Source organism: Brachybacterium paraconglomeratum (genome assembly GCF_003994255.1).
GTDB lineage: Bacteria > Actinomycetota > Actinomycetes > Actinomycetales > Dermabacteraceae > Brachybacterium > Brachybacterium conglomeratum.
In genome coordinates, this window is the sequence record NZ_ML133861.1 from 41,548 (window position 1) to 57,100 (window position 15,553).

Genomic DNA, 15,553 nt, shown 5'->3' on the forward strand with positions numbered 1-15,553 from the left:
GCACCGACCCGGGCGCCGACGGGAGCGTCCACAGCCCTGGTTCGCCAGGGGCGCAAAGCCCTGTGAGCCGGACCGCGCCGCCGCGCACCGCGAGCGGCGGATGCGCTGTTCGCGGCGTCGTTCGTCGTAGGATCCGGAGGGTGTCCACCACCACCGCCGCGAAGAAGTCCGCCTACGACGCCCGCAACCTCCAGGTCCTCGAGGGCCTCGAGGCCGTGCGCAAGCGTCCCGGCATGTACATCGGCTCCACCGACTCCCGGGGCCTCATGCACTGCCTCTGGGAGATCCTCGACAACGCCGTCGACGAGGCGCTCGGCGGATACGGCGAGTCGATCGCGGTGATCCTCCACCCCGACCACTCCGTCGAGGTGCGCGACACCGGCCGCGGTGTCCCGGTGGACGTCGAGCCCCGCACCGGCCTCACCGGCGTCGAGGTCGTCTACACCAAGCTCCACGCGGGCGGGAAGTTCGGCGGCGGCTCCTACGCCGCCTCCGGCGGCCTGCACGGCGTCGGCGCGAGCGTCGTCAACGCGCTCTCGGGCCGCCTCGACGTGGAGGTGGACCGCGGCGGGAAGACCTACGCGATGAGCTTCCAGCGCGGCGTGCCCGGCGTCTTCGCCGACGAGGGCGAGCCCTCGCCGGAGTCCCGGTTCACCCCGGCCGACGGTCCCGGCGAGCTGCGCGTGGTCGGCAAGGCCAAGCGCGGCGTGACCGGCACCCGCGTGCGCTACTGGGCCGATCCGCAGATCTTCGTCAAGGGCTCCCACTTCTCCCTGGACGACCTCACCCGCCGCTCCCGCCAGACCGCCTTCCTCGTCCCGGGCCTGCAGCTCTCGGTCACCGACCACCGTCCCGAGGCGAACCCTGACCAGCCCGCCACCCGCACCTACAAGTACGACGGCGGCATCAGCGAGTTCGTCGAGTACCTCGCCCAGGACCAGAAGATCACCGACGTGATCCGCCTCCAGGGCTCGGGCGACTACACCGAGACGATCCCTGTCCTCGACAAGAACGGGCACATGGTCTCCACCGACGTCGCGCGCACCTGCGAGGTCGACATCGCCCTGCGCTGGGGCTCCGACTTCGACTCGACGCTGCGCTCCTTCGTGAACATCGTGGCGACCCCCAAGGGCGGCACGCACGTCACCGGCTTCGAGCAGGCGCTGGTCAAGACGATGCGCAAGCAGGTCGAGAACCAGGCCCGCCGCGTGAAGTTCAACGCGAAGAACGAGAAGATCGAGAAGGACGACACCCTCGCCGGCCTCACCGCCGTGGTGAGCGTCCGCATCGACGAGCCGCAGTTCGAGGGCCAGACCAAGGAGGTCCTCGGCACCCCCGCGATCCGCCAGATCGTCGCGAAGGTCGTCGAGGACCGCCTCACCGACTTCCTCACCTCCACGAAGAAGGGGGAGAAGGAGCAGGCGGCGCTCGTCGTCGACAAGGTCGTCTCCGAGATGCGGGCCCGCATCGCGGCGCGCATGCACAAGGAGGTCTCGCGGCGCAAGAACGCGCTGGAGTCCTCCACGATGCCGACCAAGCTCGCGGACTGCCGCACCCACGACGTCGACCGCTCAGAGCTGTTCATCGTCGAGGGCGACAGCGCGCTCGGCACGGCGAAGAACGCCCGCTCCTCCGAGTTCCAGGCGCTGCTGCCCATCCGCGGCAAGATCCTCAACGTGCAGAAGGCGTCCATCACGGACATGCTCAAGAACGCCGAGTGCGCGAACATCATCCAGGTGATCGGCGCCGGTTCCGGGCGCACCTTCGACCTCGAGGCCGCCCGCTACGGCAAGATCATCATGATGACCGACGCCGACGTGGACGGCGCCCACATCCGCACCCTGCTGCTGACCCTCTTCCACCGCTACATGCGCCCCCTGGTCGAGGCGGGCCGCGTCTACGCGGCGGTCCCGCCCCTGCACCGGGTCGAGATCGTCCACGGCGGCTCGAAGAAGAACGAGCTGGTCTACACCTACTCCGAGGCCGAGCTGAACAAGCTGCTGAAGAACCTCGAGCGCCGCGGCAAGAAGTACAAGGAGCCGATCCAGCGCTACAAGGGCCTGGGCGAGATGGACGCCGATCAGCTCGCGGACACCACCATGGATCCGCGCCACCGCATGCTGCGGCGGGTGCGGATCGAGGACGCCGAGGCCGCCAGCGCCGTCTTCGAGCTGCTGATGGGCTCCGAGGTCGCGCCGCGCAAGCAGTTCATCATCGAAGGAGCCGAAGAGCTCGACCTGGAGAGGATCGACGCATGAGTGTCGCCGTCCGTGTGATCCCGTGCCTGGACGTCGACGCGGGCCGCGTCGTCAAGGGCGTGAACTTCAAGGACCTGCGCGACGCCGGGGACCCCGTCGAGCTCGCGGCGCGCTACGGCGCCGAGGGCGCCGACGAGCTCACCTTCCTCGACGTCACCGCCTCCTCCGGCGGCCGGGAGACGATGATCGAGGTCGTGCGCCGCACCGCCGAGCAGGTGTTCATCCCGCTGACCGTCGGCGGCGGGGTCCGCTCCGCCGAGGACGTCGACCAGCTGCTGCGCGCCGGCGCCGACAAGTGCGGCGTGAACACCGCCGCGATCTCCCGTCCAGGCGTGATCTCCGAGATCTCCCGCCGGTTCGGGAACCAGGTGCTGGTCCTCTCGATCGACGCCCGCCGCGTCACCGACGAGACCCCCGAGGGCACCGCTCGCACCGGCTCCGGCATCGAGGTCACCACGCACGGCGGCCGTCGCGGCACCGGCATCGACGCGATCGAGTGGATCCGTGAGGTCACCGAGCGCGGCGCGGGAGAGATCCTGCTGAACTCGATGGACGCCGACGGCACCAAGGACGGCTTCGACCTCGAGCTGATCACCGTCGCCCGCGAGGCGACGAGCCTGCCGCTGATCGCCTCCGGCGGCGCCGGACGGCCCGAGCACTTCGCCCCCGCCGTCCACGCCGGGGCCGACGCCGTGCTCGCCGCGAGCGTGTTCCACTTCCAGGAGATGACGATCGGCGAGGCGAAGGCCGCGATGGCGGCCGACGGCATCACCGTGCGGTGAGCGCCCCGCTGTCCGTCGCCCCGCGGCGCGCCGGGACCGGCCGCGCCCGGGGTCAGCGCCTGGTCGTCGGTGCGCTCGTCGCGGCGCTCGTGCTTCTGCTCGGTGCCGGCTGGCTGCTCTGGGACAACCGTCGACTCGTGGTCACCGAGCAGGCGGTCGAGGTCGCCGCGACCCCGGAGGGCGGGCTTCGCATCGCGCACGTCTCCGACCTGCACGCCGCCGACCACGGCGACTTCCAGGACCGGCTCGCCGCCGAGATCGAGCAGCGGGACGTCGATCTCGTCGCGCTCACCGGCGACCTGATCGACATGCGCACCACCGATCTCGGCCCCGTCCTGGACCTCGCCGAGCACCTCAGCGCCGTCGCCCCCACCTTCTTCGTGCTCGGCAACCACGAGGGCGACTCCGCCCTGCGCGAGGAGCTTCTGGCGGGGCTCGAGGACGCCGGGGTGACGATCCTGCGCGACGAGGTGACGAGCCTCGAGATCCGCGGCACCGAGGTGACGGTCGCGGGGCTCGAGGACCGACGGGTCGCCGTGGTCGACGGACGCACCCCGGCCCAGCCCGCCGCGGTGCTGGACCGGTTCGCGCTCGAGTCCGCACCGGGCCCGACGGTGCTGCTCGCCCACCGCCCCGAGTTCCTCGCCCAGTACGCCGATCACGGCGCGGACGTCGTCCTCTCGGGGCATGCGCACGGCGGGCAGGTGCGGCTGCCGCTGATCGGTCCCCTCTTCGCCCCGCACCAGGGATGGTTCCCGGCGCTCACCGAGGGCGTGCACCGCCAGGGAGACACCGCCTTGGTGATCAGCCGCGGGCTCGGCAACAGCGTCGTCGGCGTACGGGTGAACAACCCGCGCGAGCTCGTCGTCGTCGATCTCCTGCAGGAATCCCCGCAGGGCTGAGCCGCCAGGGGCCGGACCGCGCGCTGCGGCTCCGGGCCGGCAGCGACCCGGCCGCGCCGCGCCCGTCCTGGGCCGCGAGATCCCGGGACGCGCGACGGCCCGCCCGGCAGGGGAGCCGGACGGGCCGCGCGGCGGGGCCCCGAGGGGCCGGGGGTCAGCGCACGTGGAGCTGGCCGAACAGGAGCAGCGCGTGCTCGGCGGTGCGCTCGTGCTCGCGGCGGGCGCGCTCGGCCTCGAGCGCCCGGCGCCTCCGCCGCCGCGCGCGGAGCTCGGCGAGCACGCCGCGCAGCTGCCGGTCGAGCTGCCGGTCCCGGGAGGGATCGGCGACTGCGGCGTCGACGAGCTGGGGGAGGTCCTGGACGGGGAGGTCCTGGACGGTCGGGGGCCTGGTGGTGGGGAGCTGGAGAGTGGACATGGCGTTCCTCCTGGGAACAGGGACGTGAAGGAGTCTGCCGCCGCGGGCGGACAGATGCTGTCCGCCGAGCGGCGGGGTGAGGGTGCGGGCCGGGCCGTGTGCGGCACGCGGCGCGCCAGGGCGCACCGGGACGCGCTCGCGCGGCGGCGAGCGGCAGGGCGGGTCAGGGGCGGGTCGGCGTCAGCAGGCGCCGGCGGCGAGGACGACGGGGGCACGGCCCCCGTCGGACGCGGCGGACGCCGTGACCGCTCCGCCTGGGCGGTGGAGGGATGCCGTGGTGCCGAGCGTCGACGCGCGCGGACCCGTCGGGGCCGGGGTCGAGGTCGGGTGCATCTCCATGACCACAGTCCACCATCCCGCGACCGACGGGGCCAGCGAATAAACCGCGGGGACCCGGCGGCCGGCGGCCGAACAGGCGAGGGCCCGGCCGTCCGCTGGGGACGACCGGGCCCTGGAGGGCTCCCGACGAGGGGAGGAGCCGTGCTCAGCTCTCGATGCGGTAGGTGACGCCGAGGCGGTGGGAGGCGCCGGGCTCGAGCGCGACGAAGCCGTCCTTGGCGACGGCGGGCTCGAGGCAGACGAAGCGGGGCCAGTCCGCATCGGGGATGTCCGCCATCCCCGTCACCAGGGTGTCCCAGGGGTTCCACACCACGGTGCGGGAGGTGCCGCGCGGGGTGGAGACGAGGCGTCGGCCGAGCACCGGGTCCACGACCGTCACCTCGCCGGTCGCCTCGGTGATCCGGTCGGTGGAGGCGGTCAGGCGCAGCGGCTCCTCGGGCAGCACGTCCGCGGCGAGGTCCCGCGTGTTGTCGAGATAGGCGGCGCCCTCGAGGCCGAGGATCTCGATCTCGCGCACGTCGCCGACGGCGAGATAGGTGTGCAGCGCCGCCTCGAGCTCGACCGGGCGCGAGCCGGCGGTCAGGGTGAGGTCCACGTCCAGCTGCGCGCCGAGGCGGAAGACGGCCTCGCCGCGCAGCGCGACCGCGTCCTCGGGGGTGGCGAGGGTGATCTCGACGTCGTCGCCCTCGCGGCGGGCGGAGGCGAGCTCCCAGCGGATGTTCCGCAGCCAGCCGTGCTTGACCGTGCGGGCGAGATCGCGGCCGGGCCCGAACCAGGGGCCGACCAGGGGCACGCCGCCGCGGACGGCGACGCCGGGCCCGAACTCGGAGCTCGGGCTCATCCACAGCAGGTCCTGCCCGCCGGCGGGGACCCAGCTGGTCAGCTGCGCGCCGTCGAGCAGGAGAACGCCGGTCGCTGCGGGGGAGTCGACCAGGACGGCGTCGACGCCGTGCGCGATGCCGAGGGCGACGCCCTCGGGGAGCGGGACGGCGGCGTCGCGGGCGGCGGCGGCCGCAGGGTCCCGGACGGCGGGGGACTGGGGATCGGTGCTCATGGGCCTATCGTCCCACGCCCTCAGGAGGAGATGCCGGGCTCCTCGTCCTCGTGGCCGGGCATCACGGCAGGACCCTCCTGCGGCGAACCCGCGGCCCCGGCGCCGTCCTCGGGCAGGCCCTCCGCGGCGGCCGAGACTGCGCGGATGAGCAGCAGCAGCCAGACGAACACGATCACCGCCGCTCCCATCTCGAAGGCCGTGAAGTTCAGGTAGCCCACCCCGGCGTACAGCACGACCACCATCATCAGCAGGGCGAAGGCGCCGGCGGTGAAGCCGATCAGGGCCCCGGGCAGGCGGCGCAGCAGCACCGGCAGCACCAGCAGCGTCAGCCCGAACACCACCACCAGCGACTGGGCGACGATGTCGTGCCAGAGCACGCTCACGCTCCGCGAGACCAGCGCGACGAGCGCGACGAGCACGCCGACGAGGGTGAGCATCACCCGCACCGCGGTCACCGCGCGATGGTCCTCGCCCGTGGCGCGGGCCCACCGGTCGAGGTCGTGCGCGATGAACTCCACCACCGTCAGCAGGGCGATGCCCGTCAGCAGGAGGGTGAGGTTGAAGATCGTGCTGGAGGCTCCGGTCCCCTCGCCGAGCTCGGAGAAGTAGCGCTCCCACCAGTACGGGTCCGGGGCGCTCAGCGCGCTGGCGAGCACGCCGACGGTGACGAAGGCGGCCAGCAGCGTCGCGAGCGAGCGGCCGGTCAGCGCCATCACCGAGGAGGAGGCGATGTAGGCGGCGCCGCCGCTGGCGGCCGCGACCCAGAAGGTGCCGGCGAAGCGGTCCAGCGCCACGCCCTGGAAGGCCTGCTGGAACACCGCGAACAGCGCGCCGGTGAGGAACAGGCCCAGCAGGCCGTGGATGAGAGAGAGCCCCACCACGTCCAGGGCGCGCCGCCAGAGCGGCCGGGAGCCGAACCAGGGCATCGTGCGCACCCGGTCCGCGACGAGCACCAGCACCGAGGTCGCGGTCCCGCATCCGGCCACGGAGAGCGCCGCGACCTGGCCGATCGATCCGGTCCCCGACAGCGCCGCGGTGCCCCGCAGCGCGATCAGACCCACCACGAGGCCGACGACCGCGCCGGCGACGCCGATCGCGACATGCCCGTTCTCGGCGCGGGTCGCCCCGGTTCCCCGGTGCGCGGCGGGGGCGGCCACGGATCAGCCGACCGCGGCGATCGGCACCGGGACGGGGGTGCCGGAGCCGTCGCGTCGACCGGTGGGCTCGGGAAGGTCGATCGGCTGGCCCGCCTCGGAGGAGGCGCGGGCCGGATGCGGCACCACCCACGCGCCGATGAGGGAGTCCTCGCCGCGCAGGAAGCGATGGCAGCGCATGCCGGCGGTGGAGCGGCCCTTCGCCGGGAACTCCGTCAGCGAGGAGACCTTGAGCGAGCCGGTCTGCAGCAGCGGCAGCGTCGCCGAGCTGCCCGCGACGGTGACGACGTCCGCGGGCGCGGTCACGTCGATCACGCCGAAGGACAGCACCTGCGCGTCGCCCGCGAGCTTGATCCCGGCCACGCCGCCCGCCCCGCGGCCCTGGGGGCGCACGCCGGAGGAGGGGAAGTGCAGCAGCTGCGCGTCGGTCGTGACGAAGACGAGGTCGAGGTCCGCGTCGTCCTCGAGGTCCACGACGCCGACGACGGAGTCGCCGTCCTTCAGCGAGATGATCTCGAAGCCGTCGGTGCGGGGGAAGTCGAGCTGGACCCGCTTGACCACGCCCTGGCGGGTGCCCAGCGCGATCGCGCCGCCGCGGGCGATGTCCGCCTCGGCCAGGCGGATCAGGCCCAGCGGGCGCTCGTCCCGCTCGAGCTCCAGCAGGTCGACCAGGCGCGTGCCGCCGGCGAGGGAGGGCGCCGAGGCGGTCGGGGCGAGGTTCGGCAGGTCCACGACGGACAGCCGCAGCACCCGGCCGCGATCGGTCACGACGCCCACCTCGGCGCGGGTGGTGCTGCGCACCGAGGAGACGATCACGTCGTGCGCGCCCCGCGGGCCCTCCCGCAGCAGCGGCCCTTCCCCGGAGACCCGGGCGATCAGCCCCGTGCCGGTCAGGTGCACGCCGCAGGGCTCGTCGGCGACCTCGAGGGAGGCGCCCGCCTTCGCCGACGGGGCGGAGGCGGACTCGAGCAGCACCGTGCGGCGCGCGTCCCCGTGCTCGGCCGCGACGGCGGCCAGCTCGTCGGAGACCAGGCGGCGCAAGACGTCTTCGGATCGCAGAATTTCTTCGAGATGCTCGATCTCGGCCCGCAGCTCGTCCCGCTCCGCCTCGAGGTCGATCTGCGAGAACTTCGTCAGGCGGCGCAGGCGCAGCTCGAGGATGTACTCGGCCTGCACCTGGGTGAGGTCGAAGACCTGCATCAGGCGGGTGCGGGCGGTCTCCGCGTCGTCGCTCTGGCGCACGATCTGGATGACCTCGTCGATGTCGAGGATCGCCAGCAGCAGGCCCTCGACCAGGTGCAGGCGCGCCCTGCGCTTGCCGAGGCGGTGCTCGGTGCGGCGCCGCACCACGGCCAGGCGGTGGGCGACGAACACCTCCAGCAGCTGCTTGAGGCCCATCGTGCGGGGCTGCCCGTCGACCAGGGCGACGTTGTTGATGCCGAAGGACTCCTCCAGCGGGGTGAAGCGGTAGAGCTGCTCGAGCACCGCCTCGGGCTCGAAGCCGGACTTCACCGTGAGCACGAGGCGCAAGCCGTGGTGGCGGTCGGTGAGGTCCTGGTAGTCGGTGATACCGGTGACCTTCTTGGCCTGCACCGCATCGCGCAGCTTCTCGGCGAGGCGCTCGGGGCCGACCTGGTAGGGCAGCTCGGTGACGACGATGCCCTTGCGGCGCGAGGTGACGTTCTCGATCCGGGTGGTGGCCCGCATCTTGAAGGAGCCGCGACCGGTGCGGTAGGCGTCCCGGATCCCGTCCAGGCCCACGATCCGACCGCCCGTGGGCAGATCCGGGCCGGGCACGAAGCGCATCAGCTCCTCGAGATCCGCCTCCGGGTTCTCGATGAGATGGCGGGCCGCGGCGATCGTCTCGACCAGGTTGTGCGGCGCCATGTTCGTGGCCATGCCGACGGCGATGCCGGAAGCACCGTTGACCAGGAGGTTCGGGTACTGCGCGGGGAGCACCTCGGGCTGGGTGAGCTGGTTGTCGTAGTTCGGGACCATGTCCACGACGTCCTCGTCCAGCGAGTCCGTCATGAGCAGCGCGGCCTTCGCCAGGCGCGCCTCGGTGTACCGGGCCGCGGCGGGGCCGTTGTCCAGGGAGCCGAAGTTGCCGTGCCCGTCCACCAGCGGCAGGCGCATGTTGAAGCCCTGCGCCATGCGCACCAGCGCGTCGTAGATCGCGGTGTCGCCGTGGGGGTGGAGCTTGCCCATCACCTCGCCGACCACGCGCTGGCTCTTGACGTGCCCCTTCTCGGGGCGCAGGCCCATCTCCGCCATCATGTAGAGGATGCGGCGCTGGACGGGCTTGAGGCCGTCTCGCGCGTCGGGCAGCGCCCGGGAGTAGATCACGGAGTAGGCGTACTCGAGGAACGAGGACTCCATCTCGCTGGTGACGTCGATGTCGACGATGGTCTCGTCGACGGCGTCGTCCCCTGCGGGCGGTGCGGTGCTGCGTGATCGTGCCATGGAGGACATCATGGCGCATGACCGGCCATGATCCCGGGATCCCGCGCCCCCGACGGGACGTGAATCCCGTCAACGCCCGCCCCTGCCGGACTAGGATCGCGCCATGGCGGACAGACGCGACGGCCTGCGGTCACTGCGACGACGTGCCCGGGGCGGCACCGACGCCGGCCCGGCCTATCCCGCGCACTGGGAGGCGGACATCGCCCTGCGCGACGGCTCGGCCGCGCACCTGCGCCCGATCCTGCCCGAGGATGCCGAGGCGCTCCAGGCCTTCCACCAGCGCCAGTCCGAGCACTCGCGGTACCTGCGGTTCTTCGCGCCGATGCCGCGGCTGTCCGAGCGGGACCTGACCCGCTTCACCACCGTCGACCACCGCGACCGGGTCGCCTTCGTCGTGCTCGTGGGAAAGGACATCGTCGCCGTCGGCCGCTACGACCGGACCTCCCCGCGCTCGGCGGAGGTCGCCTTCAACGTCGCCGATTCCCGGCAGGGCTCGGGCCTGGGGTCCGTGCTGCTCGAGCACCTCGCGGCCGCCGCGCGGGAGCAGGGCATCGACGTGTTCACCGCCGAGGTGCTCCCGCAGAACACGAAGATGATCAAGGTCTTCACCGAGGCGGGCTTCGACGTCGACCGCACCCTCGACGACGGGGTGGTGATGGTGTCCTTCCGGATCGACCCCACCGCCCGGTCCCTCGCGGTGATGGCGGAGCGGGAGCACCGCGCCGAGGCGCGCGCCATGGAGCGGCTGCTCCACCCCGAGTCCGTGCTCCTGGTGGGGGTCTCCTCCCACCGCGATTCCGTCGGCGGCCGCTTCCTCACCGCGCTGGAGGGATCCGGCTACGCCGGCACCGTCCACCTCGTCTCCCGCGAGGCGCTCGAGCTGCGGGGCCGACGCGCCTGGGCGCGGATCTCCGAGGTCCCCGGACCGGTCGACCTCGCCGTGATCGCGCTGCGCCCCGAGGCCTGCCTCGACGCGGTCGAGGAGTGCGCAGAGATCGGGGTGCGCAGCGTCGTGATCCCCACCGAGGGATTCGCCGACAGCGAGCGCGGCCGGAGCCTCCAGCGCGAGCTGGTGGCGCGGATCAGACGCCACGGCATGCGGCTGCTGGGCCCGGGATCCCTCGGCATGCTGCGCACCGGCGACTCGCCGCTCAGCCTCTCCCTCGCCCCGCACATGCCGCGCGCGGGGCGGGCCGCGCTCGCCGGCCAGTCCAGCGCGCTCTCCGCGATGCTCCTGGCCGGCACCGATGCCCGCGGGATCGGCCTGCACGAGTTCGTGGGCGTGGGCAACCGCGCCGACGTCTCTCTCAACGACACCCTCCAGCACTGGGAGGACGACGAGGAGGTGGGCGTGATCGGGCTGGCCCTGGAGTCGATGGGGAACCCGCGCAAGTTCACCCGGATCGCCCGGCGCCTGACCCGCCGCACCCCGCTGATCGTGCTGCGCCCGCCCGGCAGCGAGTCCCATCTGCCGCCCGGCCACGACGTGCGCCGCTCCACCCTGCCTCGGCGCGCCCTGGACCAGGTGCTCGACTCCGCCGGGGTCGTGCAGACCGGGGGAGTGGACCACCTCCTGGACGTCGTGGACGGCATCGAGCGCCAGGGCCTCCCGCTCGGGCCGAGGGTCGGGATCCTCTCCAACACGGCGGCGCTCGGCGCCTCGCTGCGCGGCGCCGCTGACCGTGCCGGGCTGCGCATCGTGGCCGAGAACCGCTCCGTCCCCCTCTCGCCGGACCCGCGTCTGATCCAGCGCGCCTTCACCACGATGGCGGCGCTGGGCGAGGTGGACCTCGTGATCGCCGGGGTGCTCGACGCGCAGGGCGAGGACGCCGAGGAGGTGCTGCGCCAGATGGCGATCGTCGCCCGCCACTCCGAGGTGGTGCTGCTGGTGTGCGTGGTCACCGGCAGCGACCGCTTCGACGCGCTGCGCGGCCGGGTGCGCGTCGACCCGCAGCTCCCGCCGGTGCACGCCACCCCCTTCGCCGTCGTCCGCGCCGCCTCCGGCCTGCTCGAGGCGGCGCTGCGCCCTGCGGCCGACGACGAGGAGCCGGCCCGGCGCGAGGACGTGGACCGCGTCGCGGCGCGGGAGATCGCCGAGCGGCTCCTGAGGGACCACCCCGGCGCGGGGAGCCCGTCGGACCCCGGGGACCGCACCGGCGCCGAGGTCGAGGTCGGGGGAGACGACGTCGCCGCGCTCCTGGCCGCCTACGGCATCGAGCTGCTGCAGGGCCGACGCGTCGTCGACGAGGAGGAGGCGCTCGCGCGCGCCGCCGAGATCGGATATCCCGTCGCGCTGAAGAGCACCGATCCCGTGCTGCGCCATCGTGCGGACCTCGGCGGGGTGCGCCTGGGGATCCCCGACGCCGTCCAGCTGCGCCATGCGGTGCAGGCCATGCACAAGGACCTCTCCTACTCCTCCGCACCGCTCGAGGTGCAGGCGATGGCGCCGGCCGGGGTGCCGATGGTGGTGCGCAGCGTCGAGGACCCCTCCCTGGGGCCGGTGCTCTCCCTGTCCGTGGCGGGGGACGCGACCGACCTCCTGGACGACATCGCCTATGCGATCCCGCCCTTCAGCGAGGCCGGTGCGCACCGGCTCGTCGACGCCCCCGCCAGCGCCGTGAAGCTCCGCGGCACCCGGGGGCTGCCGCCCGCGGACCGCGACGCGCTCGCCGACCTGGTGGTCCGGGTGGGCCTCCTCGCCGAGGACCTGCCCGAGCTCGCCTTCCTCGAGCTGTACCCGGTGCTGGTCGCCCAGCACGGCCTCACCGTGGTCGGGGCAGGAGCACGGCTCGCCCCCGCGCCGAACCGCACCGACGGGGCGCGCCGCACGCTGTCCGGACCGCCCGGTGCCTGAGGACCGTGCGGCCGCCGCCGCGTGGGAGACTGGGGCGATGACCACCGCCCTGCCCGCCGACCTCCGGAAGGACCTCGAGACCGCCGGGTACTTCCCCCAGGCCGCCTCCCGCAGCATCGAGCGCTCCCTGCGCGGAGCGGCCGTGCTCACGCACCTCGTGCGCGCCGAGACCACCTTCGACGGCCCCGAGGTGCGACGGCACCTCACCGTCGTCGTGCTCACCGCGACGCACCTGCTGATCACCCATCTCGACGACGACCCCGCGGACGCGCTGAACCCCAGCCAGGTCGTCTCCACCACCGAGCGGGTGCGTCTGCGCCGCATCACCTCGACGGGCCTGTCCCAGGTCTTCGACACCGACGGGCAGCTCGCCACGGGCCGCGAGTCCGAGATCACCCTCGGAGTGACCTGGGACGGCAGCCGTCGCCTCGACCTCGAGCCGGCCGACTGCGGCGACCCCACCTGCCAGGCGGACCACGGCTACACCGGCAGCTCCGCCCCCGCGGACCTCGCGCTGCGGGTCAGCGCGCTGGCCGACGGCGAGGCCGCGGTCGAGGAGGCGCTCGCCTTCCACGACCGCCTCCTCGAGGCGATCGACGACCTCGGGGCCTGAGCCGGAGCATGGCCGAGATGGACGATCCCGCCCTGCCCGACTGGCCCGAGGACCTGCTCCCCCCGCCCTTCGCCGCGGGGGAGCGGCCGGGCCTGCTGGACGTGCTCGCCCCCCTCGCCTCCGCGCCCGAGGAGGGACGGGACCTGGTGGTGCTGCTCGACGGCGTCGGCGCGGACCTGCTGGCCGAGCACCGGGCGCTCACCCCGACGCTGAGGCGCCTCGAGGGCTCCGTCGAGCGGATCCGCACGGTCACCCCGTCGACGACCGCCAGCGCGATGGTCTCCCTGCACACGGGGCTCGCACCGCTCGAGCACGGGGTGCTGGGCTATCTCGGCTTCGACCCCGTGGGCCGCCGTGCCGTCAACCAGCTGACCGGCGCCCCGGGCCTGGACCCCCACGCCTGGATGCCGCTCACGACCCCGGTGGAGGCCGGGGCGCGCCGCGCCGTGCAGGTCGCCCCCGCCAAGCACGCCCGCTCCCATCTCAGCGGCGTCGCCTATCGCGGCTGGGAGTTCCTCGCCCAGGGGCGCGGGGACCGCGTCGAGGCGGTGCGCACCGCGCTGCACCGCGGCGGCCCGGACGCGCTGGTGCACCTGCACGTGGACGACGTGGACCACGCGGGCCACGCGCACGGCATCGACTCCGAGACGTGGCGCACCGCGCTCGCCGAGGTCGACGCGCTGATCGGCACGCTGCTTCGACGCGTCCCCCGGGGGACCCGCGTCCACCTCACCGCCGATCACGGGATGGTCGACACCTCCGCCGCGCACACCGTCGACCTCGCGGAGGAGCCGGCGATCCTGTCCCTGGTCGAGGAGGTGACGGGGGAGGCGAGGGCGCTCGCCCTGCACGCGGTGCCCGGCGACGGCGCCGCCGAGGAGCTCGCCGAGCGGATGCGCGTGCTGATGGGGGAGCGCGCCCTGGTCCTCACCCGGGACCAGGTGCTCGCCTCGGGGCTGCTCGGCCCGGCTGCCACGGCGATCCCCGCGCACGTCCGGGGACGGATCGCCGACGTGCTCGTCCTCGCCCGCGGACGCTGGGGCGTGGACGACTTCTCACGCCGCCCCGAGACGGCCCGGTCGATGATCGGGGTGCACGGATCGCTCACCTCGGCGGAGGCGGTCGTGCCGCTGCTGCGCACGATCACCTGAGCCCTGCCGCGGCGCGATGCCCGGTGGGCAGGGCCACCCGCGGCGGCCCCGGGAGACGGCTCAGTCGTTCCGGGAGCCGAAGACGATCTCGTCCCAGCTGGGCATCGAGGCGCGCTTGCTCTTCGACCGGGAGGACTTCCGGGCCGGCTTCGCGGGCTCCTCGGACTCGCCGGAGCCCTCTCCCCGCGCGGCGGCGGAGGCGTCGTCGAAGCCGGGCAGCGGCGTGAGGTCCACGGTGTCCTGGTACTGGATCCCCGGCTCCTCGGGCTCGTCGCCCGCCTCGTCGGAGGTCTCCTCGGCCGGGTCGTCGGCGCCGTCCTGCGCGCTCGGGGAGTCCGAGGGGTCCTCGGCGGCGAGCTCCTCGTCGGCGGCCTGCCCGTCCTGCTCCTCCGGCGCCGAGGAGTGCTCGCGCAGGGCCTCCGCGTCCGGGTCGTGGTCGGCGGGGGACTCGTCCGCCCCGGCGCCCGATCCGGCCTCAGCCGGCGCCGGGCCGGCGAGCACCGGTGCGACGGGACGCGCGTGATCGGTGTGCGGAGCGGGATCGGCGGCGAGCCCGGAGCCCTGCGCATCGGTGCCGTCGTCGCCGGGCTCCTCGACGGTCTCGTCGAGCCCCGACCAGACGGTCGCGGAGTCGTCGGGGCGGGGCACGGAGCGCATCCCGCGACGGGCGTTGAGCGCATCGAGCTCGCTGTCCTCGAGCGCGGAGGGGTGCTCGTCCGCCACGGGACGGCGGGGCGGCCAGGTGCGGGCGCGGGGCGACTCGCCCTCGAGCGAGCCGTCGGCCTCGAGGTCGTACACGGAGGACTTCACGGCCTGGAGCCGGCCGCGGCCGCGGCTGGGCTCCGGCGGGGCGTCCTCGTCGCTGATCCATCGGGCCTCGTCGTCCAGCGGGGACACGGAGCGGGTCTCGACATCGGCGGCCCAGTGGGCCTGCCGGGTGCGACCGCCCGCGGAGAAGGTCAGCTCGAGGGTCCAGGTGCCGTCGGGGCGCCGCCAGGCGTCCCAGGCGCTCTCGCCGGTCGCCTCGCGGGCGGCGAGCCGCTCGGCGACGACCTCCTGGAGGGCGGGGCCGCCGCGGCCGACGGGGAAGGTGCGCGCCCGCTGGGCGGTCCACTCGCGCTCGGCGAGCACCGGCCCCTCGTAGCGGCGGACGTGCTCGAGGGGGATCTCGGAGGTCTCCGAGATCTCCTCCGCGCTGCGGCCGGCGCGGAGCATCGCCTGGATCTCCTTGGGGCGCAGCGGGGTCGCGTCGGCCGCCTGGATCATGTTCAGCGCGGGACGGTCCGAGCGCACCGCGGCGCGCAGCGCGCGGTCGATCCGCAGGGTGTACCGATCGCCGTCGGAGTCGACCAGGAGCAGATGCTCCCCGTCGTCGTGGATCCCGTCGAGATCGAGCTCGCGCATCGTCGTCCTCTCCGTCCGAGCCTGGTCTCGGAGCCTGGTCGCTCGCAGGCACAGTCTAGGCCGTGACCCTACAGTGCGACGCCTGGGTGCGCGCCGGACGCGCCCGGGCCGTCGGCACCGGACGCCGACGGGGCGGGGACGTCGTGTTGCCGCTCACGGGTGCC

11 protein-coding genes are annotated in these 15,553 nt (G+C 73.9%); 6 read left to right on the forward strand and 5 right to left on the reverse strand.

Annotation, left to right across the window (positions count from 1 at the left end):
- The first annotated feature begins 140 nt into the window (after window positions 1-140).
- The 3 genes from DS079_RS14720 to DS079_RS14730 are packed head-to-tail and all read left to right on the forward strand — an operon-like array spanning window position 141 to window position 3,942.
- Window positions 141-2,258: a DNA gyrase/topoisomerase IV subunit B gene (locus tag DS079_RS14720; protein WP_126988578.1), complete on the forward strand. Its 2,118-nt coding sequence runs from the start codon at window positions 141-143 to the stop codon at window positions 2,256-2,258.
- Window positions 2,255-3,040 carry an imidazole glycerol phosphate synthase subunit HisF gene (gene hisF, locus DS079_RS14725; RefSeq protein ID WP_010550608.1) on the forward strand — a complete coding sequence of 262 codons (786 nt, stop codon included), beginning with the start codon at window positions 2,255-2,257 and terminating at the stop codon, window positions 3,038-3,040. The genes DS079_RS14720 and hisF overlap by 4 nt, the downstream gene beginning before the upstream one ends.
- Window positions 3,037-3,942: a metallophosphoesterase gene (locus DS079_RS14730; protein WP_126988579.1), complete on the forward strand. Its 906-nt coding sequence runs from the start codon at window positions 3,037-3,039 to the stop codon at window positions 3,940-3,942. Before hisF ends, DS079_RS14730 begins: the two co-directional genes overlap by 4 nt.
- Window positions 3,943-4,096: 154 nt before the next feature.
- Here DS079_RS14730 and DS079_RS14735 read toward each other — a convergent pair whose 3' ends face one another.
- The 4 genes from DS079_RS14735 to DS079_RS14750 all read right to left on the reverse strand — a co-directional run bounded on the left by DS079_RS14735 (window position 4,097) and on the right by DS079_RS14750 (window position 9,367).
- Window positions 4,097-4,357: a hypothetical protein gene (locus DS079_RS14735; protein ID WP_126988580.1), complete on the reverse strand. Its 261-nt coding sequence runs from the start codon at window positions 4,355-4,357 to the stop codon at window positions 4,097-4,099.
- A gap of 484 nt (window positions 4,358-4,841) precedes the next feature.
- Window positions 4,842-5,750 carry a D-hexose-6-phosphate mutarotase gene (locus DS079_RS14740; RefSeq protein WP_126988581.1) on the reverse strand — a complete coding sequence of 303 codons (909 nt, stop codon included), beginning with the start codon at window positions 5,748-5,750 and terminating at the stop codon, window positions 4,842-4,844.
- A gap of 20 nt (window positions 5,751-5,770) precedes the next feature.
- Window positions 5,771-6,907, reverse strand: coding sequence for a DUF998 domain-containing protein (locus tag DS079_RS14745; RefSeq protein WP_126988582.1), 1,137 nt, complete (start codon window positions 6,905-6,907; stop codon window positions 5,771-5,773).
- A gap of 3 nt (window positions 6,908-6,910) precedes the next feature.
- A complete protein-coding gene (locus tag DS079_RS14750; RefSeq protein ID WP_164736273.1) occupies window positions 6,911-9,367 on the reverse strand; it encodes a DNA gyrase/topoisomerase IV subunit A in 2,457 nt (818 codons plus the stop codon).
- A gap of 103 nt (window positions 9,368-9,470) precedes the next feature.
- Here DS079_RS14750 and DS079_RS14755 point away from each other — a divergent pair, with 103 nt between their 5' ends.
- The 3 genes from DS079_RS14755 to DS079_RS14765 are packed head-to-tail and all read left to right on the forward strand — an operon-like array spanning window position 9,471 to window position 13,985.
- A complete protein-coding gene (locus tag DS079_RS14755; RefSeq protein WP_126988584.1) occupies window positions 9,471-12,221 on the forward strand; it encodes a bifunctional acetate--CoA ligase family protein/GNAT family N-acetyltransferase in 2,751 nt (916 codons plus the stop codon).
- Window positions 12,222-12,258: 37 nt separating this feature from the next.
- Window positions 12,259-12,834, forward strand: a complete 576-nt coding sequence (locus DS079_RS14760; protein ID WP_053917252.1) for a DUF5998 family protein — start codon at window positions 12,259-12,261, stop codon at window positions 12,832-12,834.
- 17 nt (window positions 12,835-12,851) lie between these two features.
- On the forward strand, window positions 12,852-13,985 hold the full coding sequence (locus DS079_RS14765) for an alkaline phosphatase family protein (RefSeq protein ID WP_126988585.1): 1,134 nt from the start codon (window positions 12,852-12,854) through the stop codon (window positions 13,983-13,985).
- Between the two features lie 60 nt (window positions 13,986-14,045).
- Here the strand turns inward: DS079_RS14765 and sepH are convergent, their stop codons facing one another.
- Window positions 14,046-15,389: a septation protein SepH gene (sepH, locus tag DS079_RS14770; RefSeq protein WP_126988586.1), complete on the reverse strand. Its 1,344-nt coding sequence runs from the start codon at window positions 15,387-15,389 to the stop codon at window positions 14,046-14,048.
- Window positions 15,390-15,553: the final 164 nt, after the last annotated feature.

Bases quoted from the DNA above. Each gene is read 5' to 3' on its own strand.
- DS079_RS14760 (WP_053917252.1), top strand. From the start codon at position 12,259: ATGACCACCGCCCTGCCCGCCGACCTCCGGAAGGACCTCGAGACCGCC.
- DS079_RS14765 (WP_126988585.1), top strand. From the start codon at position 12,852: ATGGACGATCCCGCCCTGCCCGACTGGCCCGAGGACCTGCTCCCCCCG.
- DS079_RS14755 (WP_126988584.1), top strand. From the start codon at position 9,471: ATGGCGGACAGACGCGACGGCCTGCGGTCACTGCGACGACGTGCCCGG.
- DS079_RS14735 (WP_126988580.1), bottom strand. From the start codon at position 4,357: ATGTCCACTCTCCAGCTCCCCACCACCAGGCCCCCGACCGTCCAGGAC.
- DS079_RS14750 (WP_164736273.1), bottom strand. From the start codon at position 9,367: ATGGCACGATCACGCAGCACCGCACCGCCCGCAGGGGACGACGCCGTC.
- sepH (WP_126988586.1), bottom strand. From the start codon at position 15,389: ATGCGCGAGCTCGATCTCGACGGGATCCACGACGACGGGGAGCATCTG.
- hisF (WP_010550608.1), top strand. From the start codon at position 2,255: ATGAGTGTCGCCGTCCGTGTGATCCCGTGCCTGGACGTCGACGCGGGC.
- DS079_RS14740 (WP_126988581.1), bottom strand. From the start codon at position 5,750: ATGAGCACCGATCCCCAGTCCCCCGCCGTCCGGGACCCTGCGGCCGCC.